The 25,082-nt window shown below is 73.2% G+C and carries 25 protein-coding genes and 1 pseudogene; 13 read left to right on the top strand and 13 right to left on the bottom strand.

Annotated features, from left to right (window positions below):
• Positions 1-209: pseudogene (locus tag BN344_RS20445) on the bottom strand (HNH endonuclease); the annotation flags it as partial.
• Between the two features lie 136 nt (positions 210-345).
• Between BN344_RS20445 and BN344_RS00280 the strand changes: the two are divergent.
• The 4 genes from BN344_RS00280 (at position 346) to BN344_RS00265 (ending at position 4,360) form a co-directional block, all read left to right on the top strand.
• Positions 346-996: a hypothetical protein gene (locus tag BN344_RS00280; RefSeq protein WP_040336569.1), complete on the top strand. Its 651-nt coding sequence runs from the start codon at positions 346-348 to the stop codon at positions 994-996.
• A 32-nt stretch (positions 997-1,028) separates the two neighbouring features.
• On the top strand, positions 1,029-2,021 hold the full coding sequence (locus tag BN344_RS00275; RefSeq protein WP_040336568.1) for a TIGR03885 family FMN-dependent LLM class oxidoreductase: 993 nt from the start codon (positions 1,029-1,031) through the stop codon (positions 2,019-2,021).
• Positions 2,018-3,688 (top strand): alpha-amylase family protein, encoded by a 1,671-nt coding sequence (locus BN344_RS00270; RefSeq protein ID WP_040336567.1) that lies wholly within the window; start codon positions 2,018-2,020, stop codon positions 3,686-3,688. Before BN344_RS00275 ends, BN344_RS00270 begins: the two co-directional genes overlap by 4 nt.
• A 108-nt stretch (positions 3,689-3,796) precedes the next feature.
• The gene (locus BN344_RS00265; protein WP_040336566.1) at positions 3,797-4,360 is read left to right on the top strand and encodes a hypothetical protein; all 564 of its coding nucleotides are present in this window, start codon (positions 3,797-3,799) and stop codon (positions 4,358-4,360) included.
• Between the two features lie 74 nt (positions 4,361-4,434).
• On the opposite strand, the gene BN344_RS00260 is transcribed toward BN344_RS00265, so the two are convergent.
• Together BN344_RS00260 and BN344_RS00255 are read right to left on the bottom strand one after the other, a co-directional pair.
• Positions 4,435-5,196, bottom strand: a complete 762-nt coding sequence (locus tag BN344_RS00260; RefSeq protein ID WP_040336565.1) for a sulfite exporter TauE/SafE family protein — start codon at positions 5,194-5,196, stop codon at positions 4,435-4,437.
• A complete protein-coding gene (locus BN344_RS00255) occupies positions 5,193-5,975 on the bottom strand; it encodes a sulfite exporter TauE/SafE family protein (protein WP_040336564.1) in 783 nt (260 codons plus the stop codon). Before BN344_RS00255 ends, BN344_RS00260 begins: the two co-directional genes overlap by 4 nt.
• A gap of 69 nt (positions 5,976-6,044) precedes the next feature.
• Here BN344_RS00255 and mgtE point away from each other — a divergent pair, with 69 nt between their 5' ends.
• Entirely contained in the window at positions 6,045-7,367 is a 1,323-nt protein-coding gene (gene mgtE, locus BN344_RS00250) for a magnesium transporter (RefSeq protein ID WP_051515375.1), read from the top strand.
• Positions 7,368-7,522: 155 nt separating this feature from the next.
• On the top strand, positions 7,523-7,741 hold the full coding sequence (locus tag BN344_RS00245; protein ID WP_040337698.1) for a hypothetical protein: 219 nt from the start codon (positions 7,523-7,525) through the stop codon (positions 7,739-7,741).
• Between the two features lie 10 nt (positions 7,742-7,751).
• On the opposite strand, the gene BN344_RS00240 is transcribed toward BN344_RS00245, so the two are convergent.
• On the bottom strand, positions 7,752-8,336 hold the full coding sequence (locus BN344_RS00240; RefSeq protein ID WP_051515374.1) for a GNAT family N-acetyltransferase: 585 nt from the start codon (positions 8,334-8,336) through the stop codon (positions 7,752-7,754).
• A complete protein-coding gene (locus tag BN344_RS00235; RefSeq protein WP_040337696.1) occupies positions 8,327-10,900 on the bottom strand; it encodes a DEAD/DEAH box helicase in 2,574 nt (857 codons plus the stop codon). The genes BN344_RS00240 and BN344_RS00235 overlap by 10 nt, the downstream gene beginning before the upstream one ends.
• A 163-nt stretch (positions 10,901-11,063) precedes the next feature.
• On the opposite strand from BN344_RS00235, the gene BN344_RS20940 reads away from it, so the two are divergent.
• From BN344_RS20940 to BN344_RS00220, 4 genes are all read left to right on the top strand, one after another.
• The gene (locus BN344_RS20940) at positions 11,064-11,198 is read left to right on the top strand and encodes a hypothetical protein (RefSeq protein WP_269319867.1); all 135 of its coding nucleotides are present in this window, start codon (positions 11,064-11,066) and stop codon (positions 11,196-11,198) included.
• 104 nt (positions 11,199-11,302) lie between these two features.
• On the top strand, positions 11,303-12,160 hold the full coding sequence (locus BN344_RS00230; protein WP_040336563.1) for a glucose 1-dehydrogenase: 858 nt from the start codon (positions 11,303-11,305) through the stop codon (positions 12,158-12,160).
• A gap of 89 nt (positions 12,161-12,249) precedes the next feature.
• Positions 12,250-12,690 (top strand): alternative ribosome rescue aminoacyl-tRNA hydrolase ArfB, encoded by a 441-nt coding sequence (gene arfB, locus BN344_RS00225; RefSeq protein ID WP_040336562.1) that lies wholly within the window; start codon positions 12,250-12,252, stop codon positions 12,688-12,690.
• A gap of 133 nt (positions 12,691-12,823) precedes the next feature.
• The gene (locus BN344_RS00220; protein WP_040336561.1) at positions 12,824-13,813 is read left to right on the top strand and encodes an IS481 family transposase; all 990 of its coding nucleotides are present in this window, start codon (positions 12,824-12,826) and stop codon (positions 13,811-13,813) included.
• Here the strand turns inward: BN344_RS00220 and BN344_RS00215 are convergent.
• The 7 genes from BN344_RS00215 to BN344_RS00185 all read right to left on the bottom strand — a co-directional run bounded on the left by BN344_RS00215 (position 13,810) and on the right by BN344_RS00185 (position 18,848).
• The gene (locus BN344_RS00215; protein WP_040336560.1) at positions 13,810-14,091 is read right to left on the bottom strand and encodes a DUF1905 domain-containing protein; all 282 of its coding nucleotides are present in this window, start codon (positions 14,089-14,091) and stop codon (positions 13,810-13,812) included. The genes BN344_RS00220 and BN344_RS00215 overlap by 4 nt on opposite strands.
• A 5-nt stretch (positions 14,092-14,096) precedes the next feature.
• Entirely contained in the window at positions 14,097-15,329 is a 1,233-nt protein-coding gene (locus tag BN344_RS00210) for an RNA polymerase sigma factor (protein WP_040336559.1), read from the bottom strand.
• 4 nt (positions 15,330-15,333) lie between these two features.
• Positions 15,334-15,684, bottom strand: coding sequence for a YciI family protein (locus BN344_RS00205; RefSeq protein WP_040336558.1), 351 nt, complete (start codon positions 15,682-15,684; stop codon positions 15,334-15,336).
• Positions 15,685-15,776: 92 nt separating this feature from the next.
• On the bottom strand, positions 15,777-16,436 hold the full coding sequence (locus BN344_RS00200; RefSeq protein ID WP_040336557.1) for a GNAT family N-acetyltransferase: 660 nt from the start codon (positions 16,434-16,436) through the stop codon (positions 15,777-15,779).
• A 95-nt stretch (positions 16,437-16,531) separates the two neighbouring features.
• Positions 16,532-17,149, bottom strand: coding sequence for a hypothetical protein (locus tag BN344_RS00195; protein ID WP_040336556.1), 618 nt, complete (start codon positions 17,147-17,149; stop codon positions 16,532-16,534).
• Between the two features lie 4 nt (positions 17,150-17,153).
• Positions 17,154-17,936, bottom strand: a complete 783-nt coding sequence (locus tag BN344_RS00190; RefSeq protein ID WP_414625663.1) for a DUF2382 domain-containing protein — start codon at positions 17,934-17,936, stop codon at positions 17,154-17,156.
• Between the two features lie 117 nt (positions 17,937-18,053).
• Complete coding sequence (locus tag BN344_RS00185) at positions 18,054-18,848, bottom strand: TetR/AcrR family transcriptional regulator C-terminal domain-containing protein (RefSeq protein WP_040336554.1); 795 nt, start codon at positions 18,846-18,848, stop codon at positions 18,054-18,056.
• 152 nt (positions 18,849-19,000) lie between these two features.
• On the opposite strand from BN344_RS00185, the gene BN344_RS00180 reads away from it, so the two are divergent.
• Genes BN344_RS00180 through BN344_RS00170 form a run of 3 tightly spaced genes read left to right on the top strand, consistent with a single transcriptional unit; the run spans position 19,001 to position 24,467 of the window.
• A complete protein-coding gene (locus BN344_RS00180) occupies positions 19,001-21,589 on the top strand; it encodes a molybdopterin oxidoreductase family protein (protein ID WP_051515373.1) in 2,589 nt (862 codons plus the stop codon).
• Positions 21,589-24,123 (top strand): nitrite reductase large subunit NirB, encoded by a 2,535-nt coding sequence (nirB, locus tag BN344_RS00175; protein ID WP_197022202.1) that lies wholly within the window; start codon positions 21,589-21,591, stop codon positions 24,121-24,123. The genes BN344_RS00180 and nirB overlap by 1 nt, the downstream gene beginning before the upstream one ends.
• Positions 24,120-24,467, top strand: coding sequence for a Rieske (2Fe-2S) protein (locus tag BN344_RS00170; protein ID WP_040336553.1), 348 nt, complete (start codon positions 24,120-24,122; stop codon positions 24,465-24,467). Before nirB ends, BN344_RS00170 begins: the two co-directional genes overlap by 4 nt.
• 38 nt (positions 24,468-24,505) lie before the next feature.
• Here the strand turns inward: BN344_RS00170 and BN344_RS00165 are convergent, their stop codons facing one another.
• Positions 24,506-25,081 carry a helix-turn-helix domain-containing protein gene (locus BN344_RS00165; protein WP_040337693.1) on the bottom strand — a complete coding sequence of 192 codons (576 nt, stop codon included), beginning with the start codon at positions 25,079-25,081 and terminating at the stop codon, positions 24,506-24,508.
• Position 25,082: the final 1 nt, after the last annotated feature.

Below are 25,082 nucleotides of genomic sequence, written 5' to 3'. Positions count from 1 at the left end.
CCCGGGCTGCCCGGTGGCGGGTCGTGCTCGTCGCAGCTCAGCTCGGCCATCCGCAGGATCAACGCCGCCTCGTACGCGGCGTCCATCGCCCGTCGGCGCTCCCGCCGCTGGAGCTCCGCGGCGACCTGCTTCCGGGACAGCAGTCCCACCGGCAGCCCCCGACCGCTCACCGGCTGGTCCAGCGACCAGTCGATCAGCACACCCTCCACGCGAGAGGAGCCGGAAATCCGAGGCACACCCCCACGCTAGGGCGGGGGTACGACATTTCCGCTGGTCAAGCGGGGCGCGAACACGTCGGCGTCAAGGGGCTGCCCGCTCGTCGGCGTCCACCGCCAGACTGGGCCGGTGACCCGCTGGCTGCTGGTCCACCCGCCCCTGCTGGGGCCCGCCGTGCTCGGTCCGCTGGCCGGCGAGCTGCGCCGTCGCGGCGACGACGTCGTCGTGCCGGACCTGCGCCCGACCGTGGATCCTGCGGCAGGGTGGCCGGAGCGCTGGCGGGACGCCGCCGCCGCGGGCGGGCCCGTCGACGCCGTCCTGGGCTTCTCCGGGGCCGGCGTGACGCTGCCTGCCGTCGCCCTGGCCGTGGGTGCGCGCCGGGTCGTGTGGGTCGACGCGCTGGTGCCGGCCCGCTCGGGCGCGACGGAGGCCGACGACGAGATCCGCGGCCGGGTCGCTGGGCTGGTGCGGGGCGGCCGCATCCCCGACTGGACGACGTGGTGGGGCTCCGACGTGCTCGACGAGCTGCTGCCCGACGTGGAGGTGCGGAACGCCGTCCGGGCGGAGGGACACGAACTGCCGGCGGACTTCTACGACGTCGCCGTCCCGGTGCCCGAGGGCTGGCCCGAGCAGGGCGCCCGGTACGTCCAGCTCTCGTCCGCCTACGACGGCGCGGCGGCCGAGGCCCGCGACCGCGGCTGGCCGGTGGCCGGCGACGGCGGCGGCAGCCACCTCGACGTCGCGACGTCGCCGGAGCGGGTCGTCGCACTGCTGGAGTAGCCGCGGGCGGCGGACCTGGGTAGGCATGGACGATGCCGGTGATCGGGTTCCACAACTCGCACGAGCAGGTGCATCCCGCCGAGCTGCTGACGGCGGTCCAGCAGGCCGAGGCGGTGGGCTTCACCGCGGCGATGTGCTCGGACCACCTCACGCCCTGGAATCCGCGCCAGGGGGAGTCCGGGTTCGCCTGGTCGTGGCTCGGCGCGGCGATGGCGACGACGTCGCTGCCGTTCGGGGCGGTGAACGCCCCCGGGCAGCGGTACCACCCGGTGATCGTCGCGCAGGCGATCGCGACGCTGGGCGCGATGTTCCCCGGCCGGTTCTGGGTGGCGCTGGGCAGCGGCGAGGCGATGAACGAGCACGTGACCGGCGACGTGTGGCCGCGCAAGGAGCTGCGGGACGCCCGGCTGCGCGAGTGCGTGCAGATCATCCGCGCCCTGCTGGCGGGGGAGGAGGTCAGCCACGAGGGGCTGGTCACCGTCGACCGGGCGAAGGTCTACACGCTGCCCGAGGTCCAGCCCGCGCTGATCGCCCCGGCGGTGAGCGTGGCCACCGCCCGCAACGGCGCCGCGTGGGCCGACGGGCTGGTCACCATCAACCAGCCGCACGACAAGCTGCGCGAGATGATCGCCGCCTACCGGGACGCCGGTGGCCGGGGGACCGTGGCCCTGCAGGTGCACGTGTCGTGGGACCCCGATCCGGACCGGGCACTGGCCCTCGCGCACGACCAGTGGCGCAGCAACGTCTTCCCGCCCCCGCTGTGCTGGGACCTCGACAGTCCGGAGGCGTTCGAGCAGGCCAGCGCCCACGTGACCCCCGAGGACGTGACGGACGCGGTCCGGGTGTCGGCCGACCTGGGGCAGCACACCGCCTGGCTCCAGGAGTACGTCGACCTGGGGTTCGAGGAGATCTACCTGCACCACGTGGGCAAGGAGCAACGGGCGTTCCTCGACGCCTTCGGCGAGCACGTGCTGCCGCAGCTCGGGGTGAGCGCGCCCGGTCCGGTCGAGGCGGTGCGGGCATGAACATCACCGCCACCAGCGACCTCTGGTGGAAGAACGCCGTCGTCTACTGCCTCGACGTCGAGACGTACATGGACTGGAACGGCGACGGCACCGGCGACTTCGCGGGCCTCGCCCAGCGGATCGACCACCTCGCCGACCTCGGCATCACCTGCCTGTGGCTGATGCCCTTCTATCCGACCGCCGAGCGCGACGACGGCTACGACATCACCGACTTCTACGGCGTCGACCCCCGTCTCGGCACCCACGGCGACCTCGTCGAGGTGATCCGGACGGCCAACGATCGTGGCATGCGGGTGATCGCCGACCTCGTGGTCAACCACACCTCGCGCAAGCACCCCTGGTTCCGGTCGGCGGAGCAGTCGAAGGACTCGCCCTTCCGGGACTTCTACGTCTGGCGCTCCGACCCGCCGCCGGACACCTCCGACCAGGTGGTCTTCCCCGACCAGGAGGACAGCATCTGGACGCTGTCGGAGAAGACGGGGGAGTGGTACCTGCACAAGTTCTACAAGGAGCAGCCGGACCTCGACGTCACGAATCCGAGGGTCCGGGACGAGATCGCGAAGATCATGGGCTTCTGGCTGCAGGTGGGGCTCTCCGGTTTCCGCGTCGACGCCGTCCCCTTCTTCCTGGAGACCGTCGGGGCGGACGGCGGTGCCTTCCCCGAGCCGCACGACTACCTGCGTGCGCTGCGGAAGGTGCTGGGCCGGCGCACCGGCGACGGCGTCCTGCTGGGCGAGGTCAATCTGCCCTTCGACCAGCAGCTGGAGTTCTTCGGGGGTGCCGACGGCGACGAGCTCACGATGCAGTTCGACTTCAACGGCATGCAGGCGCTCTACCTGGCGCTGGCCCGGTCCGACGCCGGACCGATCGCCGCCGCCCTCGAGGCCCGGCCGGCCCTGCACCCGGACTCGCAGTGGGCCACCTTCGTGCGCAACCACGACGAGCTCACCCTCGACAAGCTCTCCGACGAGGAGCGCGAGGAGGTCTTCGCCGCGTTCGGTCCGGAGGAGCGCATGCAGGTCTACGGGCGCGGGCTGCGCCGGCGGCTGCCGCCGATGCTGGACGGCGACCCGCGGCGGGTCCGCATGGTCTACAGCCTGCTGTTCTCCCTGCCGGGCACCCCGGTGCTGTTCTACGGCGAGGAGATCGGCATGGGGGAGGACCTCGACGCGGAGGGCCGGCACGCCGTCCGGACACCGATGCAGTGGACCTCCGGCCGCAACGGTGGCTTCTCGTCCGCCGAGCCGCGGAAGCTGCCCGGCCCGGTGGTGAGCGGCGGCTTCGCACCGGAGTACGTCAACGTCGCCGACCAGCGCAACGACCCGGACTCGCTGCTGTCGTTCATGCGGCTGCTGATCCGCCGCTACCGGGAGTCGCCGGAGCTCGGCTGGGGCGGATTCCAGGTGCTGGAGCACCCCTGCCCCGAGGTGCTGGCCCACCTCTGCACCTGGGACGACGGCGCGCTGGTGGCCCTGCACAACCTGTGTCCCGAGCCGCGGACGGTGCCGCTGACCCTCGAGGGGTGCGACTCCGGCCACCGCCTGGCCGACCTGTTGCAGCCCGGCAGCACCCCGGTGTCCGACGACGGCCGCGTGGAGCTCCAGCTCGACGGTTACGGCTACCGGTGGCTGCGGGTGGTGGGTCCGGACAGCCGCCGGCTCCTGTGAACCAGGCCGCCCCCCGGCGCGGCATCACACTGCGTCACCGGCCCGCCGGAGCGGCGTCCCGGACGGCTGGGGCGGGTGCGCCTAGCGTGGCGCGCGAGGTGATCAGTCATGAGTGAACGCAACGGAAGCACGTCCGTCGGCCCGGGTACCGCCGAGATCCCCGTGGTCCGGCCCGGGAAGCCGGCGGCTGCCGCGCCGAAGGAGCCCGCACCCGCCGCCGCGCCCACCGCGCCGGCCGCCGAGCCGCCGACGGCGGAGCAGGACCTCGCCCCGGGGGTCCAGCCGACGGCTCCGGTGAGCGTGCGCCCGACTCCGCGGATGCCGCGCCGCGGCCCCCTCACGGTCATGGGTCCCTGGGCCCCGGTCGCCGGAGGCCTGCTGGGCCTGGTGCTGGGCGGGATCGTCGCCGCGGTGCTCGGTGGCACGGCGGAGGCCTACGACGAGCGGCTCTCGGTCGTGTTCGTGGTGCTCGGCCTCGGCATGCTGGGAACCGCCGGCGTCCTGCTGGCCGACGAGGTGCGGATCGTGCGGCAGCAGGCCCGCGACGCCGTCGTCCGCCCGCAATGGGTGGAGGCGACCGCAGGGCTGGTGAACGGCGTGACCCCCGCGCGGCTGCTGATGCTCGGCAGCATCGTCGTCCTGGTGCTGGCCGCCTACGTCGGCCGAGGCTGACCGCTCGACGCGACGACTGCGCGCTTTCCGACGTCCCGGCCTGGCTCGAGACGTCGGAGAGCGCGCATCGGCGTCTAGGAGTACGCCTGGATGCCCAGGTGGACGGCCAGGCCGAGCCCGGCGACGGCGATGACCCTGCGCAGCGCCGTCTGCGGTGCCCGCCGGACGACCGTGGGTCCGATCCGGCCACCGACGAAGAACCCCAGGGCGAGCGGCAGCGCGGCCGACCAGGCGACGTCGGTGAGCACCACGAAGCCGACCGCCGCCACGCCGTTGGCCGCGCCGAGGACGACGTTCTTCATCGCATTGCCCCGCGGCAGGCCCTCGCCGGTGCTCAGCAGGTACATCGCCAGGAGCAGCACGCCGGCCGCGGCGCCGAAGTAGCCGCCGTAGATGGCCACCGCGAAGGTGCCCAGCGCCAGCCACCGCGGATCGCGAACGGGGTGCTGCGCTCCCTCCGCGGCCAGTTCGCGCGGCGGCCGCTGGACGAGGATCGCCGCCGACGCCCCGGCGATCAGCCACGGGACGATCCGCTCGAACGTCTCGGTCGGGGTCAGCAGCAGCAGGGCCATGCCGGTGGCACCGCCGAGGACGGCGGCGACCAGCAGCGGCCGCAGCCGCCTGCCCTGTCCGCGCAGCTCCGGCCGGGAGGCGCTCACCGAGCCCACCGCGTTGAGCACGAGTGCGACGGTGTTGGTGACGTTGGCGGTGACCGGCGGGATGCCGATGGCGAGGAGGGCGGGGTAGCTGACCAGGGACGCCAGGCCGGCGATGCTGCCGGTCAGGCCCGCGCCGATGCCGGCGAGCACCAGGAAGCCGAACTCGAGCGGGCTCACCGGTTCACCAGGACCGCGATCGCGATGAGCCCGAGGACGACGATCGCCGTCCGGAGCACGATCTCGGGCAGCCGCCGTCCGTAGCGGGAGCTGACGTACCCGCCCACGAGTGATCCGCCGGCCAGCAGCGCGGCCGCGGTCCAGTCGATGCGGTCGGTCGCGACGACGACGTACGCGCCGGCGGCCACGGTGTTCACCGCGAGGGTGAGGACGTTCTTCAGTGCGTTGAGCCGCTGCAGCGACTCGCGCAGCAGCAGCCCGAAGATGCCGATCTGCAGCACGCCCTGGCTGGCCGCGAAGTACCCGCCGTACGTGCCGGTCAGGTAGGCGCCGCCGAAGAGGGCGGCCAGGCGGCCCGGGCCCACGCGCTGGACCTCCGGCAGGGCCGCGGTCCGATTCCGGGCGAGCCCGCGCTGCACCAGCGGCTGGACGGCGACGAGCACCACGGCCAGGCCGATGAGCACGGGCACGACGGCCTCGAAGGTCGACGCCGGCAGGTGGAGCAGGAGGAAGGCGCCGGTGAGGCCGCCGAGGACCGACGCGGGCAGCAGGCCGAGCAGCCGGCGGCCCTGCCCGCTCAGCTCGCGGCGGTAACCGAACGCGCCCGAGGCGTTGCCGGCGATCAGCCCGAGGGAGTTGCTGATGGTGGCGGGGACCGGCGGGATGCCCACGGCCAGCAGGACGGGGAAGCTGACCAGCGTCCCCGAGCCGACGACGGCGTTGATGCCACCGGCGGCGAACCCCGCGGCGAGGACCGCCACCATCTCCCACCCGCTCATGCGCGCATCGCGGTGGAGCGTCGCACGCGGCGCCTCACGGGCGCGGAGGGAGAGCGGTAGACAGGACGCATGACCGATCTCGCCGAACTGGCCCGAGCCGGGGACCTGCGGGCGCTGCAGCACGCGCTGACCGACCTCGACGTGCCCGCGGCGGTGGACGAGCTGGGGCGCACCGACGCGAGGTCCCGGGCCATCGCCTTCCGCGCGCTGCCGAAGGATCGCGCGCTCGCGGTCTTCGAGGACCTGGACCGGTCCCTGCAGCGGGAACTGCTCGAGTCGCTGCGCGAGGAGGCCACCGGCGAGCTGATCGCCGAGTTGGACCCCGACGACCGCGCCGGCCTGCTGGACGAGCTCCCGGCGACGGTGGCGGCGCGCCTGCTCTCGGGGCTGGACCCGCGCGAGCGGCAGATGACCACGACGCTGCTCGGCTACCCGCCGGAGTCGGCCGGCCGCCGGATGACGCCGGAGGTCGTGCCCGTGCCGGCCGGGGCCACGGTGGCCGAGGCGCTGGAGGTCGTGCGGCAGGCCGAACCGCAGGCGGAGACGATCTACACCCTGCCGGTGGTGGGCGAGGGTCGGTGCGTCGTCGGCGTGGTCTCGCTGCGGCGGCTGTTCGTCAGCGACCCCGAAGTCGCGGTCGTCGACGTGATGTCCCAGCCGGTCGTCGTGCGGACCGACGACGACCAGGAGGTGGCCGCGCGGGTGGTCCGCGACCACGGACTCGTCGCGGTTCCGGTGGTCGATGCCGAGAACCGCCTGGTAGGTCTGTTCACGGTGGACGACGCCATGCGGGTTCTCGAGCACGAGGAGAGCGAGGACATCGCCCGGGCCGGTGGTACCGAGCTTCTCGATCGGCCCTACCTGGCGTCCAGCGTGCCGAGCCTCGTGCGCAGCCGGGTGATCTGGCTGCTCGTCCTCATCGGGGCCGCGACCCTGACGGTCAATGTCCTCGACTACTTCGAGGACGTGCTGGCCGAGGTGGTGGCACTGGCGCTGTTCGTCCCGCTGCTCATCGGAACCGGCGGCAACACGGGAGCGCAGGCGGCCACCACGGTCATCCGGGCGATGGCCGTCGGGGACGTGCGGTTCCGGGACCTGCCACGGGTGGTGGGCCGGGAGATGGCCGTCGGGCTGCTGCTGGGCACTCTGCTGGCCGTCGTCGGCTTCGGCCCGGCCACCTGGCTGGTGGGGGCGGACATCGCCTTCGTGCTCTGCCTGGCGCTCGTGGTGGTGTGCACGCTCGCGACGACCGCCGGTGCGCTCACCCCGATGCTGGCCAGGCGGGTGGGCGTGGACCCGGCAGTGGTGAGCGCCCCGTTCATCACCACCTTCGTCGACGCGACGGGGTTGATCGTCTACTTCCTCATCGCCCGCGCGGTGCTCGGCGTCTAGGGCAACGAGCGGGGGAGGAGGACCGCCGGCACCGAGGCTGGGACGGCCGGGACGGGTGGGGTCGGGGGGTTTCTGTGCGCCCGGCGTGACGAAACGGTCCGCGAGCCGCGGCGGTGGTTCCGGTCACGGGCGCGGCGGCTGCCTACCGTCGGCGCATGCTTCCCCAGCGCGTCGCCGCACTGCCCAACCGCCGCTCCGGCGACGCCTCGCGCGTCCGGTACCTGCACCTCGTGGCCGCGGCCCGGGCGAAGGAGGCACGGCCGGCGTCGGAGCAGCAGGTCGCCGACATCGTCCGCGTCACCGTCGACGACGAGGTCGACACCCGCACCTTCGCCGCGATCGTCGCCGACGTCGCGAGCGACGTCCTGCGCTGAGCCCGCCGGCTCAGACGTGCGCCGCTATCCGCTCCAGCAGGTCGGCCGGTAGCTCCCGGTCGGCGTAGACGAGCCGCACCGCTCGCGGGTCCTGATTCCCGGCATCGGGCCCGCGCCAGACCAGCTCCAGCCCGGCCCGCTCCGCGCGGCCGCGGGACTGCACGTTGTGCTCGTGCAGGTAGGCGACCACGGGCAGCTCCGGCCGGACCGTGTGCGCGGAGTCCAGCGCGGCCGTCACCAGCTCGGCGGCCAGTCCGCGGCCCCACACCGCCGGCGTGAAGCGGTAGTAGAGGTTCCACCACGCCGTCCCGACGCGAATCGCGCAGCCGCCGGTGCCCACGACCGCCCCGGCCGTGAGCCCGGCATCGGGCAGGGAGTCACGCAGCCGCGCCGTCCAGTAGCCCAGCCCGTCGCGCTGCCAGTGGCCGACCGAGCACTCGATCCCCTCGGCCGTCCGCTCCGGGCTGGTGTGCCGCCCCGACGGCAGGTGCACCCACGTGTCCGGGTCGGACATCAGCGCGAAGTGCTCGTCGAGGTCGGCGAGGACGACGGCGTCCAGGCGGAGCCGCGTTGTGGTGAGAGAGGTCAGCTCCACGCATCGTCCTTGCGGCCTGCGTCGACCACGCGCAGCACCGCCGCGCCCTCCTCGTCGGACGCCTCGAGGTCCACCTCGACGTCGATGCCCCAGTCGTGGTCGCCTGCCGGGTCGTCGAGGATCTGCCGCACCTTCCACAGGCCCGGCTCGGACTTGTCGACGACGAGCAGCGCCGGCCCGCGGGCGTCCGCGCCGGTGCGCACCTCGTCGTGCTCGGCGAAGTAGGCCCGGACGACCTCCTCCCACCGGTCCGCGTCCCAGCCGGAGGCGGAGTCCAGCTCGCCGAGGTCGTACCAGCGGCGCCGGGCGACGAGCTCCACCCGCCGGAACAGCGCGTTGCGCACCATCGCGGTGAAGGCGCGCTCGTTGCCGGTGAGCGGGCGGGGCCGCGCCGGCACGGCGACCTCCGCCACGGCGCCGTCCATGGCATCCCCACCCTCCCCGGTGAGCGCCTCCCACTCGTCCAGCAGTGACGAGTCGACCTGGCGCACCAGCTCGCCGAGCCACTCCACGAGGTCGGTGACCTCCTCCGTGCGCGCCGCGGCGGGGACCCCGGAGCGCAGTGCCTTGAAGGCGTCGGAGAGGTAGCGCAGCACCGCCCCCTCCGACCGGGTCAGCCCGTAGGTGTTCACGAACTCGCGGAAGGTGAACGCCCGCTCCCACATCTCCCGGACGACGGACTTCGGGGACAGGTGGGCGTCGGCCGCCCACGGGTTGGTCTGCCGGTAGACGTCGTAGGCGTGCGAGAGCAGCTCCTCCAGCGGCTTCGGGTAGCTGACCTCTTCGAGCAGCTCCATCCGCTCGTCGTACTCGATGCCCTCGGCCTTCATCTGCGCGACGGCCTCGCCCTTGGCCTTGTTCAGCTGCGCGGAGAGGATCTGGCGCGGGTCGTCCAGCGTCGCCTCGATGACGCTGACGACGTCGAGGGCGTAGGTGTCGCTGTCGGCGTCCAGCAACTCGATCGCAGCCAGCGCGAAGGTCGACAGCGGCTGGTTGAGCGCGAAGTCCTCGGGCAGGTCGATCTTCAGGTCGTAGCGGCGGCCGTCGGGCTCGGGCTCGGGCAGCCGTTCCAGGACGCCGGCCTGCAGCAGCGACCGGGCGATGCCGATCGCCTCGCGGATCAGCCTCAGCTGCTTCTTGCGTGGCTCGTGGTTGTCGGTGAGCAGCCGGCGCATCGCGGCGAACGGGTCACCGGGCCGGTCGACGACGTCGAGGACCATGGACGTCGACACCCGCATGTTGCTGGTCAGCTTCTCCGGCTCCGCCTCGATCAGCCGGTTCATCGTGGCCTCGCTCCACGGCACCATGCCCTCGGGCGCCTTCTTGCGCACGAGCTTGCGGAGCTTCTTCGGGTCGCCCTCGACCTTGGCGAACTGCTTGAGGTTCTCGACCTCGTGCTCCGGCGCCTGGACGACGACGGTGCCCGCGGTGTCGTAGCCCGCGCGCCCGGCCCGCCCGGCGATCTGGTGGAACTCGCGCACCTGCAGCAGACGGGTGCGGGTGCCGTCGTACTTGGACAGCGCGGAGAACACGACGGTGCGGATGGGCACGTTGATGCCGACGCCGAGGGTGTCGGTGCCGCAGATGACCTTGAGCAGCCCGGCCTGGGCGAGCTGCTCCACCAGCCGCCGGTACTTGGGCAGCATCCCCGCGTGGTGGACGCCGATGCCGTGCCGGACCAGCCTGCTGAGCGTGCTGCCGAATGCCGAGGAGAACCGGAAGCCGCCGATCATCTCGGCGATCGCGGCCTTCTCCTCCTTGGTGGAGACGTTGACGCTCATCAGCGCCTGCGCCCGCTCCAGCGCCGAGGCCTGGGTGAAGTGGACGACGTAGACCGGCGCCTGCTTCGTGTCCAGCAGCTCCTGGATCGTCTCGTGCATCGGCGTCGTCGCGTAGTAGTGGTGCAGCGGCACCGGGCGCTCGGCGTTGGCCACCAGCGCCGTCGGCCGGCCGGTGCGCCGGGTCAGGTCCTCGCGCAGGTCGGTGACGTCACCGAGCGTGGCGCTCATGAGCAGGAACTGCGCCTTCGGCAGCTCCAGCAGCGGCACCTGCCACGCCCAGCCGCGGTCCGGGTCGCCGTAGAAGTGGAACTCGTCCATGACCACCAGGACATCGCCGAGTGCGTCCGATTCCGGGCCCTCGCGCAGCGCGATGTTCGCCAGCACCTCGGCGGTGCACGCGATGATCGGCGCGTCCCGGTTCACCGCCGCGTCGCCGGTGAGCATGCCGACGTTGGCCGCCCCGAACACCCCGCACAGGGCGAAGAACTTCTCGCTGACCAGCGCCTTGATCGGGGCGGTGTAGTAGCTGCGCCGTCCGGCGGCCAGCGCCGCGTACTGGGCACCGGTGGCCACCAGCGACTTGCCCGATCCGGTGGGCGTCGCCAGCACGACGTTGGCGCCGCTGACCAGCTCGATCAGCGCCTCCTCCTGCGCCGGGTAGAGCGTCGTGCCACCGGCCTCGGCCCAGGCGGCGAACGACGCGAAGAGCTCGTCGGCGTCGGTGCCCTGCGCGCGCAGCGCGGAGAGGTCGGTGGGGTCGGCGATCAGGGGAGGCGCGGTCATCGTGGGCACCAGCGTGCCCGACGCCGTCGTGCTTCCCGGCGACGGGACGGCGCGCGGCGCAAGATCGTGCTCGGACACGATCCGGTAACGGCTGCTTCAGCGCGGGAGGACATGTACCGTTGGCTCCCAGTAGATGAACGCCAGGTGAACGGGAGGTGGCGCGATGTTGCGCGACAAGCACTGCCCCGAGTGCCGTTGGGTTCCGGTCGTGGACGACTCCGGCCGTCGTCGGCTGGAGATGCGCTGGGACCAGCCGATCGCGGCCCCGGCCGCGTCGAGCCTCGCGAAGGCGGCCTGACGCACCGGTTCCGCGCGGGAGGGCGCGGGTAGGCAGGCGGGCGGCTGCCCGGATCAGCAGTGGTCCGGAGGCCGCCCGCCTGCCCATCCGCACCGGAGGTTCCCGTGTCGTCGCCTCGCCCCGAGTCCCAGCCCGCCCAGCAGCAGACCCCGCCCGGCACCCTGGGGGAGATGGACCCCGAGCCGGACCACGGCGAGGAGAGCTACCAGGGGTCGGGTCGGCTGACGGGGAAGGTCGCCGTCATCACCGGTGGTGACAGCGGCATCGGGCGGGCCGTCTCGATCGCCTTCGCCCGCGAGGGCGCCGACGTCCTCATCTCCTACCTCGACGAGCACGAGGACGCCCGGGACACCGCGAAGTACGTCGAGCGGGCGGGGCGGACGTGCGTCCTGGTGGCCGGCGACCTCGCCGACCGCGCGCACTGCAAGACGATCATCCCGAAGGCCGTGGAGGAGTTCGGCCGCGTCGACATCCTGGTCAACAACGCGGCGTACCAGATGAGCCACGACTCGCTCGAGGAGATCTCCGACGAGGAGTGGGACCACACCGTCGCGGTCAACCTGTCGGCGATGTTCACCCTGACCAAGGACGCCATCCCGCACATGGGGCCGGGCGCCTCGATCATCAACTCGTCGTCGGTGAACTCCGACAACCCGAGCCCGAACCTCATCGCCTACGCCATGACCAAGGCCGGCATCGCGAACTTCACCGCGTCACTCGCCCAGATGCTCGCCGAGAAGGGCATCCGCGCGAACAGCGTCGCCCCGGGGCCGATCTGGACGCCGCTGATCCCGGCGACCATGCCCGAGGAGAAGGTCGAGAGCTTCGGGGAGCAGACGCCGCTGGGGCGCGCGGGGCAGCCGGCGGAACTCGCGCCGGTCTACGTGATGCTGGCCGGTGACGAGGCCTCCTACGTCTCCGGTGCGCGGGTAGCCGTCACGGGCGGCAAGCCGATCCTGTAGTCGTCGCCGCGGCCGTCCGGAGCGCCGGCGCAACGGTCCTGCCCTGCGGGCTCTCCGGCCCGGGGCCCGCGGACCGGCAGACTGGTCCCGTGCCCGCTGCCGACGACGCCTCCGGTGACCTGCCCGTCACCGGCTCCGTCGTCGTGCCCGCGGCCGCGCTGTCGTGGCGGTTCTCCCGGTCGTCGGGCCCCGGCGGGCAGGGCGTGAACACCGCCGACTCGCGCGTCGAGCTCTCCGTCGCCCCGCTGGAGCTGCCCGGGCTCTCCGACACCCAGCGGAGCCGGATCGCGCAGCGGCTGGACGGCCGGCTCGTCGACGGCGTCCTGACCATCGCGGCGAGCGAGCACCGCCAGCAGCTGCGCAACCGGCAGGCGGCCCGGGAGCGGCTGGCCGCCGTCCTCCGCGCGGCGCTCGCCCCGCCCGCCCCGGCCCGCCGGCGCACGAAGCCGACCCGCGGGTCGAAGGAGCGCCGGATCGAGGCGAAGAAGCAGCGGGGGCAGCTCAAGAAGCAGCGCCGGTCCTGGGACTAGCTGTACTGACCGGAGACGTTGGTCGAGAAGCTGTGACTCCGGGATCTGACTGAAGGATCTTGTGAGGGGAGGACCTCCGGGCGTGGAGTGGAGCTGCTGAAGGCACCCATTCCACGAAGCACCGGAGGTCCTCGTGCTCCACGCTAATGCCGCCCTGACCCCACGCCAGCGTCTGCGTCTGGCGCAGCTGGTTGTCGAAGAGAACTGGCCCAAGGTTCGAGCCGCGGAGTTCTTTGGGGTCGCGTGGAAGACCGCCGATCGGTGGGCCGAGCGATACCGACTGCTGGGCAAAGCCGGCATGGTCGATCGCTCCAGCCGACCACACACCAGCCCAAGCAAGACCGATGCGGCGACGATGAAGCGGATCGTCTCGCTGCGGCTACGCAAGCGGTGGGGCGCGGTCCGACTCGCGGCGGAGACCGGCACCGCGCCCTCGACCGCCGGCGCGGTGCTGCGCCGCTGCGGCCTCAGTCGGCTGTCTCGGATCGAGCGCCGCGAGCGCCAGGTCGTGCGCTACGAGCACCCCGTCCCCGGCGACCTGCTGCACGCCGACGTCAAAAAGCTGGGCAACATCCCCGCCGGCGGCGGCTGGCGGTTCCTCGGCCGCCAGGCCGGCAAGGCCAACCGACACCGAGATGGCGGCCGGGCGCGCAGCCGTCACCACAACCCGCTGATAGGTCATGGCTTCATCCACGTCGTCCTCGACGATCACTCCCGCCTGGCCTACGCCGAGATCCACGACGACGAACTCGGGGTCACCGCCACCGCCGTCCTGCGGCGTGCGGTGGCCTGGTTCGCCGACCGCGGCGTGACCGCCCGACGGGTGCTGACCGACAACGGCGGCTGCTATCGCAGCCGCGACTGGGCCGCGGCCTGCGCCGAACTGGGCATCACCCCGAAACGGACCCGGCCTTACCGCCCGCAGACCAACGGGAAAGTCGAACGGTTCAACCGCACCATGACCGCCGAATGGGCTTTCGTCGAGATGTTCACCAGCGAGGCCGACCGCCGCGCAGCCTTTCCTGTTTGGCTACACACCTACAACCACCACCGGCCCCACACCGGCATCGGCGGCCATCCACCCATCAGCCGCTTGACCAACCTGCCCGGTCAATACAACTAGCTCAGCCGCTGCTGCAGGTGGACGGTCACCTGCTCACCGGCCCGGCTCTTCCCGATCGCCGTGCAGATCGCCGCGCGCAGCGGCAGCCAGTGCGGGCCGGTGCCCGAGGGCATGAGGGTGGCGGCAAAGGCGTGGCCGTCGGCGGTGCCGGTCACCTTCACGGCCCGGCGGGTGCCCAGCGTCTCGGCCGAGTCCGGGACGACGAGGTAGGTGGGGAACGCGCCGTCCTTCTCGATCGGCGCGGTGAACGTCAGGTCGAGGGCACCCGGGCTGCTCATGCCTCCTACGACCGTGGCGGCGACGAGAACTCATCGCGCCGCCCCTGCAGGAACGCCCGCTCGGCGGCGTTGCCGGTCGCGGCGATCGCGGTGTCGTAGGCCCGCACCGCCTCGTCCCGCCGGCCGAGGCGGCGGAGCAGGTCGGCCCGGACGGCATGGACGACGTCGTAGTGCCGCAGGTCCAGGGCGTCGACGAGCTCGAGGGCGGCCGCCGGTCCGGTGACCTCGGCGACGGCGACCGCGCGGTGCAGCGCGACGACGGGGCTCGGGGCGAGGTCCATCAGCTGGTCGTAGAGCGCGAGGATCTGGTGCCAGTCGGTGGCCGCGGCGGTCGGGGCGTCGCTGTGCACCGCGGCGATCGCCGCCTGCACCTGGTAGGGCCCGGGCCGGTTCCTGCGGAGGCACCGGCGCACCAGCTCCTGCCCCTCCGCGATCAGCGCCCGGTCCCAGAGCCCCCGGTCCTGGTCGGCGAGCAGCACCGGAGCGCCGTCCGGCGACGTGCGGGCCGGGCGCCGTGACCCGGTGAGCAGCATCAGGGCCAGGAGCCCGGCGACCTCCGGCTCGTCGGGCATCAGCTCGGCGAGCAGCCGGCCGAGGCGGATCGCCTCGGTGCACAGGTCCTCGCGGACCAGGCGCTCCCCGGCCGACGCCGTGTGCCCCTCGGTGAAGACCAGGTAGACGACGGCGAGGACCGGACGCAGCCGGTCGGGCAGCTCGGCCTCCCGTGGCACCCGGTAGGGGATGCCGGCGTCGCGGATCTTGGCCTTCGCCCGCACCAGTCGCTGGGCCATGGTGGGCTCGGGGACCAGGAACGCGGCCGCGATCTCCGCGGTGGTCAGTCCACCCAGCAGCCGCAGGGTCAGCGCGACCTGGGCGGCGGTCGAGAGCGCGGGATGGCAGCAGGTGAAGACCATCCGGAGCCGGTCGTCGTGCACGGGCCCCTCCTCGGTCACGGGGGTGTCGTCGCGCAGCAGTGCGGCCTGGCGGTAGCGGTCGGTGCGGGAGCTCTCCCGCCGCACCCGGTCGATCGCCCGGTTGCGGGCGGTCGTGACGATCCAGCCCGCCGGGCTCGGTGGGACGCCGTCGGTGGGCCACCGCTGCACGGCGGTCAGGAAGGCGTCCTGCACCGCCTCCTCGGCGGTGTCGATGTCGCCGAGGAGGCGGGTGAGCACGGCGACGGCGCGCCCGTGGTGCTCGCGGAAGGCGCGCTCGACGTCCGCGGTGACCCCTGCACTCATGCGGTCAGAAGGATGCCGCGACCGGCCGGACCTCGACGGGGAGGCCACCGAGGACCCGCGCCAGCTTCCCGGCCCAGTGGAGTGCGGCGTCGAGGTCGTCGACCTCGATGAGGTCGAAGCCGCCGATGAACTCCTTGCCCTCTGCGTAGGGCCCGTCGGTCGTCAGCACGCCGGCGCCGTCGGCCCGGACGACGGTGGAGGCCTCGGGCTGGTGCAGCGCGGCCGCGAACACCCACACGCCGGCGGCCCGCATCTCCGCGTTCAGGGCGTCGAGTTCGCGCATCACCGGCTCGAGCTCCTCAGGAGGAGGCACCTCTCCGACCGGCTGGACGATGTTGAGCAGGTACTGGGCCATGACGTCCTCCTCGGGAAGAGCCGGCCCGCTGCCGGCTCGCACCCTCTGTACGAACGGATCGTGCCCGGATCGACGATGCGCCGGGAGGAATCTCAGCGTGCGGGCAGCGGCTGCCGCACCAGCACCCAGACCGGCAGCTCGTCGTCGGTCGTCCGGAGCTCGGCGGAGACCTCGAAGCCGAAGCCGCGCAGGAAGCGCGTGTTGGCCCAGGAGTACACCGCTGCGGCGGCGACGGTCTGCTCCTCGTCGCAGCGGACGATCGCCGGCGCGAGGACCGCGGCGGCCAGGCCGCGCCGGCGCGACGACGGCCGGACCCCGAGGTGCAGCAACCACCAGTGCGGCTGCTCGGGCCGGTGCGAGCCGATCAGCGTCGTGGTGTCGCGGACGGTGCTGATCCGGTGGGCCGACAGGTACGGCAGTTCGCCGGCCATCGCCGTCCGCACGTCGGCCGGCAGGGGAGCGGTGCCCTCGGCGCCGGCGGGTGGTTCCCAGACCGCGACGGCGTCGACGTCGTCGGTCACCCAGGCACTCCGCGTGCTCACCCCGCGATGGCCGGCGTCGAGCTCGTGGAGCCGGGTCAGTCGCTGCATCCGGCCGTCGTCGGGGAGCGCCCAGCGGGTCCAGCGCGAGTCGGCCAGCGCCACGGTGAGCGTGGCCGCGATCCGCGGCACGTCGCGCGCCTCGGCGAGCCGGACGTCCGGGCCTTCCTCGTCCGGGTCGTCGATCCGCCGGATGGTCGGTCCCTGGGTCACCCGCGCATTCGACCACGGGGCGGACACGCGGACGGGGGCCGCCCCGGATGGGACGGCCCCCGTCGGCGTGGCCTGCGCGGAGGTCGGGACTCCGCTCAGAAGCCGGCGCGGTCGACCTTGCGGTGGAAGCGGTCGCCGAGCTTGCCGCCCAGGATCGCGCCCAGCAGCGTCACCAGCAGGACGGCGACCAGGGCGATGATGCCGCCGGTGGTCGCGGTGCCCTCGTCGATCGGGATCCGCGGCAGGTCGAGCCGCTGGAGCACGTTGTACTCCGAGCCGAAGAGCAGTCCCGCGACGGCGAGCGCCAGCACGACCAGCAGGCCGATGACCCAGACGGCGATGCCCTGGCGGGCACCGTCGAAGCGGGCCATGCGGCCGGCGACGTAGCCGCCGGCCAGGTAGGCCAGGAACAGCACCACCAGCAGGACGATGCCGCCGACGACGCCGATCGTGTCGGCCTCCTCGGCCGCGGCGTCTGCGGAGTCGATCCCCTCCGTGAGGCCGAGGGCGAGGCCACCGGCACTGATCAGGGCGATCAGCAGGACGGCGAGACCGTTCGCGGACAGCCAGCCGAAGAAGGCCGCGCCCCACTTGATGCCGCCGTAGCGGGAGTGCTGCGCGTCGACCGCGTCACGGGCGGTGCCGCGAGTGGCCGAGGCGCCGGGGGTGTGGGCGCCCGGCGCGCTGCCGGGGGTGGGATCGGGGGTGGCCATGGGCTCAGCCCCGGCGGGTGGCGTCGTCGGCGTCGAGCTCGATCTGCTCCTTGCGCACCGAGTCGCTGACGGTCTCCTGCTCGGTCACCGTCTGGGTGTCCAGGCGGACCCGCTCGACCGGCACGGCCTCCTTGTCCACGACGGGACGCTCCGCGTGCAGCACCACCTCGTGCTCCTCCTCGGAGATGGCCGGGCCGTCGAGGGCGTCGCCGACGTTGGCGTCGGTGATCGGCTCGCGCTCCAGTCGCACCTCGTCGTGTGCCACCGGCACGGTCGTGGTGACGTTCTCGGTGACGACGTACTTGCGCAGCCGTGCCCGCCCGGCCTCGACCCGCTGGGTGCCGACCTGCAGGTGCTCCTCGGAGCGGGTCATCGCGTCGTCGGTCGTGGGGCCGGAGGTGTCGTGGCCCACGGTGCCGTGGTCGTCGGTCCGGTCAGTCGTGTCCGTGAAGGCCGCGCCGGTGCCCGACCCGATGCCGTAGTAGCGGTAGAGCTCGTCCTCCTCGGTGGGGGAGAGGTGGCCGTCGGTGTCGATGTGCGGCGCCCCCTTGACCTTGTCCTTGTCGTAGGGGACGCGCAGGTCGTCGCCGGAGACGTCGGCGTCGGCCAGCGGCACGAAGGACTCCTTGGTGCCGAACATGCCGGTGCGGACGGTCGCCCACTCGGGGCGGCCGGTCTCGTCGTCGAGGTAGACCTCGCCGACGGTGCCGAGCTTGCCGTCGGGGCCGACGACGGTGCTGCCGATGACGACGCTGAGCTGCTGTTCGGTGATCAATGCGGGCTCCACGGGGGTAGGGCGGAAAGGTCCGTCGCCCCCGCCGCGTGTCTGCCGCCGACCGGGGGACGCCTCGACTCGTGCCCGCTCGTTTACGTCGTAAACGATGGGTCGGCGTGTCGCCCGGAATCAGTTCCGCGGGTCGCCCCGTCGCGGCGTGCGCGCCTCGGTCAGGACCACCTCGAGGCGGCCCAGCAGGTTCTCCAGCGCCTCCTCGAACTCCGCCGCCGACTCGTCGAGGGAGAGCAGCGCCTCCAGCCGGACGACCGTCGGGTACTCGGTCAGATCGGTGCTCACCACGGCCTCCGGGACGCCCTCGGGCCGGTCCTCGGGGCTGATCTTCACGCCCTTCTGCGACACCTCCAGCAGCAGGTGGCCCAGCAGGAAGCTGGAGTACGAGCGGTACGCGGCGACCGCGGCCTCCTCGGTGAACCCGCTGTCGATCAACGCGGTGAGGAAGGACTCCACCCAGCGCAGGCTGCGCAGCGGCGGCCGCACCCAGGGCGCGGCGGGCGGGCGGGTGGCGACCAGCGGGAAGACCTCGGGGTGGGCCAGCGCGATCCGCCGCACCCCGTGGGCGAGCCGCTGCAGGTAGTCCTGCCAGCCGTGCGACGCGGCCAGGTGCACCTCGGGGTCGCCGTACAGCTCGTCGATGACGCTCTCGACCACGCCGTCGAGCAACTGCTCGCGGCCGGGCACGTAGCGGTAGAGCGCCATGGCCTCGACGCCCAGGTGCGCGCCCAGCCGGCGCATCGTGAGCGCGTTCAGGCCGCGCTCGTCGATGAACTCGATCGCCGCGCCCAGGATGCGGCGCCGGTCCAGACCCGCGCGACCGGACCCGGGAGGCCCAGCGGGCAGAACGGTGGCCGCGCCGCCGCGGCCGTCCGGGCTGTCCGGGTCGGCGTCCTCGCGGGGCTCGTTCACGGGCGCTCTCCTTCTCTCGGTCCGACTGGCCCCCGGGACGATCGTGCACCCCGGCCCGCTCACCGCGTCGGGCGGCGTCGTGTGAGGTCCTGTGCACCCAGCGTTGACGTCGCCGTGCACGAGGGGAAACGACCTCCGCCGAGTCTCGATGCGTGCCCGCCGCCGTCGTCCCCGAGTCCGCCGGGTCCGGTGCCGGCACGGTGCGGACGACGGCGACGCACTGCCCGTACTGCTCGCTGCAGTGCGGCATGGCGGTGACGGCGGGGGACCGGCCGCCGTCGCTCGTGCCGCTGGACTTCCCGACCAACCGCGGCGGGCTGTGCTCGAAGGGCTGGTCGTCCGTCGAGCTGCTCGACCACCCCGAGCGGCTCACCCGGCCGCTGGTGCGCGCCGTTCCCGGCGACCGCACCAGCCCGCTGGTCGAGAGCACGTGGGACGACGCCCTGGCCCGGGTCGTCGAGGCGATCCGGCGCACCCAGCGCCGCCACGGCCGCGACGCCGTCGGCTGCTTCGGCGGCGGATCGCTGACCAACGAGCAGGCCTACCAGTTCGGCAAGTTCGCCCGCGTCGCGCTGCGCACGAGTGCCATCGACTACAACGGCCGGTTCTGCATGAGCTCGGCGGCGGGGGCGGCCAACCGCGCCTTCGGCCTGGACCGCGGCATGCCGTTCCCGCTGTCCGACATCGCCGAGGCCGACGTCGTCGTCCTGGTCGGGTCCAACCCCGCCGACACGATGCCGCCGGCGATGCAGTGGTTCGACGCCGGCCGGGAGCGGGGCGCCCAGCACATCGTGGTCGACCCCCGCCGCACCGCCACCGCGCGGGCGGCCGCGCTCCACCTGCAGCCGCTGCCCGGGACGGACCTGGCGCTGGCCAACGGGCTGCTGCACATCGCGATCGCCGAGGGGCTGGTCGACGAGGAGTACGTCGCCGCACGCACGACCGGGTTCGCGGCGGTCCGGGACGGCGTCGCCGCCTACTGGCCCGACCGGGTCGAGCGGCTCACCGGCGTGCCGGTCGACCACCAGCGGCGCACCGCGTTCGCCCTCGCCCGGGCGGAGAAGGCGATCGTCCTCACCGCGCGCGGGGCCGAGCAGCACCGCAGCGGCACCGACACCGCTCAGGCCTGGATCAACCTCGCCCTCGCGCTGGGCCTGCCCGGCCGCCCGGGCAGCGGCTGGGGCACCGTCACCGGCCAGGGCAACGGGCAGGGCGGCAGGGAGCACGGGCAGAAGGCCGACCAGCTGCCCGGCTACCGCTCGCTGGCCGACCCCGCGGCCCGGGCGCACGTCGCCGCCGTCTGGGGCATCGATCCCGACGACCTGCCGGTGCCGGGGAAGTCGGCGTTCGAGCTGCTGGACGCCATCGGCGCCCACGGCGGAGTCCGGACCCTGCTCGTGCTGGCGTCGAACGTGGCGGTCAGCGCCCCCGACGCCCGCCGCGTCATCAGCCGGCTGCGCGACCTGGACTTCCTCGTGGTCAGCGACTTCTTCCTCTCCGAGACCGCCGAGCTCGCCGACGTCGTCCTCCCCAGCGCCATGTGGGCGGAGGAGGAGGGCACCATGACCAACCTCGAGGGGCGGGTGATCCGCCGCCGGCGGGCGCTGGACCCGCCCGCCGGGGTGCCCGACGACCTGAAGCTGCTCGCGACGCTGGCCGCGCGCCTCGGCGCGGGGGAGAAGTTCAGCGGCGACCCCGAGACCGTCTTCGAGGAGCTCCGGCGGGCCAGCGCCGGGGGAGCCGCCGACTACTCGGGCATCAGCTACGAGCGCATCGACGCGGAGGACGGCGTCTTCTGGCCCTGTCCCGCGGACGGGCACCCCGGCACGCCGCGGCTGTTCACCGAGCGGTTCGCCACCCCCGACGGCCGGGCCCGCTTCCTGCGGGTCGAGCACGTGGAGGCCCACGAGCGGCCCGACGAGGAGTACCCCTACGTGCTCACCACCGGGCGGGTGCTGGCGCAGTACCAGTCCGGCACGCAGACGCGGCGGTCCCGCAGCCTCCAGCTGCTCGCGGCCACGCCGCGCGCCGAGCTGCACCCCGACCTGGCGCGGCGGCTGGGCATCGCGCACGACGACGTCGTCGAGCTGGCCACCCGCCGCGGCCGGGCCCGCTTCACCGCGCTGGTGACCGACGCCGTCCGCCCCGACGTCGTCTTCGCGCCCTTCCACTGGGGCGGTGGATCCAGCGCCAACGCGCTCACCGACCCGGCTCTCGACCCGACGTCGAAGATGCCCGCCTTCAAGGTGTGCGCCGTCGCCGTCGTCCGCATCGGTGGCCCCGAGGAGCGCATCAGCCCTCCGGAACCGGCCGACCAGCCGCAGCCGCGCGCCTCGCAGCCGACCACGTCCGTCCGACCCCGGCCCCCCGCCCGGAGCAGAAGGAGCACGTCCGTGAAAAGCACGCCCCGATTCCTGCAAGGCGTCTACCCGATCACCGGGGAGGGGCTGACCAAGCCCGGGCCGGTGGACCCCGCGCTGCGCTACACCGTGCCGGCGGGGTGCTCGGCCCAGGCGCTGTACCTGCGCGCCGGCAACTCCACCGCCGAGCTCGTGTACCTGCTGCTGCTGCGCGACGGCGAGCCGATGCGCTGGTTCCCGGTGGGCGCGAAGGGCGACACCCACGTGCCGCTGCGGGTGGTCGAGGACTTGCCGGGCGGCTCGGTGATCGAGCTGCACGCCGCCGCCCCCGAGGGCGTCACCGGCGAGCTCGTGGTCGACCTGGGTCTGGTGGAGGTCTGATGCGCGGGTCCGAGATCAGGGTCCTCGGCGGGCGCCCCGGCGGCGTGACGACGCTGCGGATGGACGACGGGCTCGAGACGCGCAGCCGCCTGGTCGTGGTGGGCAACGGCATGGCCGGTGCCCGCTTCGTCGAGGAGGTGCTCGAGCGCGGCGGGGACGAGCAGTTCTGCATCACCGTCCTCGGCGACGAACCGCACGGCAACTACAACCGGATCATGCTCTCGCCGGTGCTGGCCGGGGAGTCGCACGAGGACGAGATCGTCCTCAACAGCCACGAGTGGTACGCCGACAACGGGGTGAGCCTGCGTGCCGGCGTCCGGGTCGAGCGGATCGACACCGCGGCCAAGCAGGTGCACGCCGACGACGGCTCGGTGACCCCCTACGACCACCTGGTCCTGGCCACGGGCAGCTACTCCTTCGTGCCCCCGATGACCGGCGTGCGCCGGGAGGACGGCTCGCTGCTGCCCGGCGTGTACGGCTTCCGCACCATCGACGAGACGCGGGCGATGCTCGAGGCCACCGGCCGCTGCACCCGCGCGGTGGTCATGGGCGGTGGGCTGCTGGGGCTGGAGGCGGCCCGCGCGCTGCAGGGGCACGGCCTGCAGGTCGATCTCGTGCACGCGATGCCGTGGCTGATGAACGCCCAGCTGGACGCCGAGGCCGGCGCCATCCTGAAGAAGAGCGTCGAGTCCTTCGGCATCACGGTGCACCTCGACGTCCTGGCGACCGAGGTCCTGGGCACCGACTCCGTCGAGGGCGTGCTGCTCAAGGACGGCCGGCGGCTGGACTGCGACCTGCTGGTGGTCGCCGCGGGGGTGCGCCCGCACACCGACGTCGCCGTCCGGTCGGGCCTGGAGGTGGAGCGCGGCATCGTCGTCGACGACCAGCTGCGCACCGACGACCCGGACGTCTACGCGATCGGGGAGTGCGCGCAGCACCGCGGCTCGGTCTACGGCCTGGTCGCCCCGGCGTGGGAGCACGCGAAGGTGCTCGCCGACGTCCTCACCGGCACCGACCCCGACGCCGAGTACACCGGCAGCCGCACGGCGACCAAGCTGAAGGTGGCCGGCGTCGACGTCGCCACCATGGGCCTGACCACCCCCGAGCGGGACGACGACGAGTTCCTGGTGATCTCCGAGCCCAAGCGCGGGGTGCACCTGTCGGTGGTCATCCGCGACGACGCGCTGGTCGGCGCCACCCTGCTCGGCGACACTCGCAAGGTCGCCTTCCTCACCCAGGCCTTCGACCGCGGGACCGCGCTGCCCGAGGAGCGCATCCGGCTGCTGGTCGACCTCTCCGACGGCGTCGCCGAGGTCGGCGTGGCCGAGATGCCGGCGGAGTCGCAGGTCTGCAACTGCAACGGCGTCTCCAAGGGCGACATCTGCGGCGCGGTCGCCGACGGGTGCGCCAGCGTGGGGGCGGTCATGGACCGCACGCGCGCCGGCAAGGGCTGCGGGTCGTGCAAGTCCCTGGTCAAGCAGATCGTGGAGTGGGCCGCCGACGGCGACGTCGCGGAGGACGCCTCCGCCTCCTGGTACGTCCCGGGCATCCCGCTGGCCAAGCCCGAGCTCACCGCCGCCATCCGCACGCAGGACCTGCGCAGCGTCTCCGCCGTCTTCGCCGCCCTCGCCCCAGGAGGCAAGGAGGACGCGAAGTCGAAGATGGGCCTGACCTCGCTGCTCAAGCTGATCTGGGGTGCGGACTTCGTGCCGCAGAAGGACGGCGAGTTCATCAACGACCGCGTGCACGCCAACATCCAGCGCGACGGCACGTTCTCCGTCGTCCCGCAGATGAAGGGCGGGGTGACCACGCCGGCCCAGCTGCGCCGCATCGCCGACGTCGCCGAGAAGTACGAGGTGCCGATGGTCAAGGTGACCGGCGGGCAGCGGATCGACCTGCTCGGCGTCCGCAAGGAGGACCTGCCGGCGATGTGGTCCGACCTCGGGATGCCGAGCGGCTACGCCTACGGCAAGAGCATGCGGACGGTGAAGACCTGCGTCGGCTCGGACTTCTGCCGGTTCGGGCTGGACGACTCCACCCAGCTCGGCATCGACCTGGAGACGCGTTTCCAGGGCATCGAGAGCCCGGCCAAGATCAAGATGGCCGTCGTCGGCTGCCCGCGGAACTGCGCCGAGGCCTACGTGAAGGACGTCGGCGTCGTCGCCGTCGGCAGCGGGAAGTGGGAGGTCTACGTCGGCGGCGCCGCGGGCGCGACCGTGCGCAAGGGCGACCTGCTGGCCACGGTGTCCTCCGCGCAGGAGGTGATGACGCTGACCAGCCGGTTCCTGCAGTACTACCGGGAGAACGCCAACTGGCTCGAGCGCACCTACGACTTCGTGCCGCGGGTGGGGCTGGAGGCGATCAGGGCGGTGCTGGCCGACGACGAGCTGTGCGCCGACCTCGACGTCGGCATCCAGCGCTCGATCGACGCCTACACCGACCCGTGGGGCCAGGACGCGGCCGACCCCGCCACCCCAGGGCAGTTCCGGCCCGCCCTGCCCCTGGTGGAGCTGCCGAAGGTGCCGGTCCGATGAGCGTCACCGAGGAGCGCGCCACCTCCGCCACCGAGCGCACCGCCGCCGAGCACACGGTCGGCCGGCTGGACGACATCCCGATGGGGGAGGGGCGCGCCTTCGTCGCCGGCGGGGTGCAGATCGCGGTCTTCCGGCTGCGCGACGGCTCGCTGCACGCCACCCAGGCGGCCTGCCCGCACGCCGGCGGGCCGCTGGCCGACGGGCAGACCGACGTCGACGTGCTCGTCTGCCCGCTGCACCTCTACGCCTACCGGTGGTCCGACGGCGCCTCGTCCGGGCCCGCGGGGCCGCTGCGGCTGTACCCCGTCCGCGAGCAGGACGGCGACCTCGTCGTCACCGTCTGAGGGACTTTCGGGCCCGAAAGTCCCAGGGCGGGGCCGGGTCAGGCGGGGCGGGCGCGGACGTGCATGCGCTCGCCCTGCGGGCCGAACAGCACCAGCGCCTCGGCCGGCTCCGGGAACGGGTTGCCGAACGTGTGCGGCACCCGGGTGTCGAACTCCACGACCTCGCCGGGGCCGAGCACGAAGTCGCGCGGCCCGAGCAGCAGCCGGATCCGGCCGGAGAGCACGTAGAGCCACTCGTAGCCCTCGTGCGTCTTCTGGTCGGTCTCCTGCACCCGCCACCGCGCCGGGAGCAGCATCTTGTGCGCCTGGATCCCGCCGGCCTGCCGGGACAGCGGCACCATCGTCATCCCGTCCTCTCGCACGATCGGCCGTCCGTGCACCCGTGGGTCGGCCGGTGCCGGGGTGTCGACGAGGTCGTCCATGGCGACGCCGTAGGTGCGGGCCAGCGGGAGCAGCAGTTCCAGGGTCGGCCGGCGTCCACCCGACTCCAGGCGGGACAGCGTGCTCACCGAGATGCCGGTCGTCTCGGCCACGTCTGCCAGCCTGGCCCCGCGCTCGGTGCGCAGCGCCCGCAGCCGGTGCCCCACGTTCTGCAGGACGTCGTCGTCGGTCATG

It is taken from the genome of Candidatus Blastococcus massiliensis AP3 (assembly GCF_000582785.1).
Lineage (GTDB): Bacteria > Actinomycetota > Actinomycetes > Mycobacteriales > Geodermatophilaceae > Blastococcus > Blastococcus massiliensis.
Note: the sequence above shows the minus strand (reverse complement) of the source record. Positions and strands in the feature narration are given on the sequence as shown.

Coding starts and splice junctions, on each gene's coding strand:
- BN344_RS00195 (WP_040336556.1), bottom strand. CDS start 17,149: ATGGCCACCCCCGATCCCACCCCCGGCAGCGCGCCGGGCGCCCACACC.
- BN344_RS00210 (WP_040336559.1), bottom strand. CDS start 15,329: ATGAGTGCAGGGGTCACCGCGGACGTCGAGCGCGCCTTCCGCGAGCAC.
- BN344_RS00235 (WP_040337696.1), bottom strand. CDS start 10,900: ATGACCGCGCCTCCCCTGATCGCCGACCCCACCGACCTCTCCGCGCTG.
- mgtE (WP_051515375.1), top strand. CDS start 6,045: ATGACCGATCTCGCCGAACTGGCCCGAGCCGGGGACCTGCGGGCGCTG.
- BN344_RS00215 (WP_040336560.1), bottom strand. CDS start 14,091: ATGAGCAGCCCGGGTGCCCTCGACCTGACGTTCACCGCGCCGATCGAG.
- BN344_RS00165 (WP_040337693.1), bottom strand. CDS start 25,081: ATGACCGACGACGACGTCCTGCAGAACGTGGGGCACCGGCTGCGGGCG.
- BN344_RS00170 (WP_040336553.1), top strand. CDS start 24,120: ATGAGCGTCACCGAGGAGCGCGCCACCTCCGCCACCGAGCGCACCGCC.
- BN344_RS00275 (WP_040336568.1), top strand. CDS start 1,029: ATGCCGGTGATCGGGTTCCACAACTCGCACGAGCAGGTGCATCCCGCC.
- BN344_RS00205 (WP_040336558.1), bottom strand. CDS start 15,684: ATGGCCCAGTACCTGCTCAACATCGTCCAGCCGGTCGGAGAGGTGCCT.
- BN344_RS00255 (WP_040336564.1), bottom strand. CDS start 5,975: ATGAGCGGGTGGGAGATGGTGGCGGTCCTCGCCGCGGGGTTCGCCGCC.
- BN344_RS00245 (WP_040337698.1), top strand. CDS start 7,523: ATGCTTCCCCAGCGCGTCGCCGCACTGCCCAACCGCCGCTCCGGCGAC.
- BN344_RS00265 (WP_040336566.1), top strand. CDS start 3,797: ATGAGTGAACGCAACGGAAGCACGTCCGTCGGCCCGGGTACCGCCGAG.
- nirB (WP_197022202.1), top strand. CDS start 21,589: ATGCGCGGGTCCGAGATCAGGGTCCTCGGCGGGCGCCCCGGCGGCGTG.
- BN344_RS20940 (WP_269319867.1), top strand. CDS start 11,064: ATGTTGCGCGACAAGCACTGCCCCGAGTGCCGTTGGGTTCCGGTCGTG.
- BN344_RS00270 (WP_040336567.1), top strand. CDS start 2,018: ATGAACATCACCGCCACCAGCGACCTCTGGTGGAAGAACGCCGTCGTC.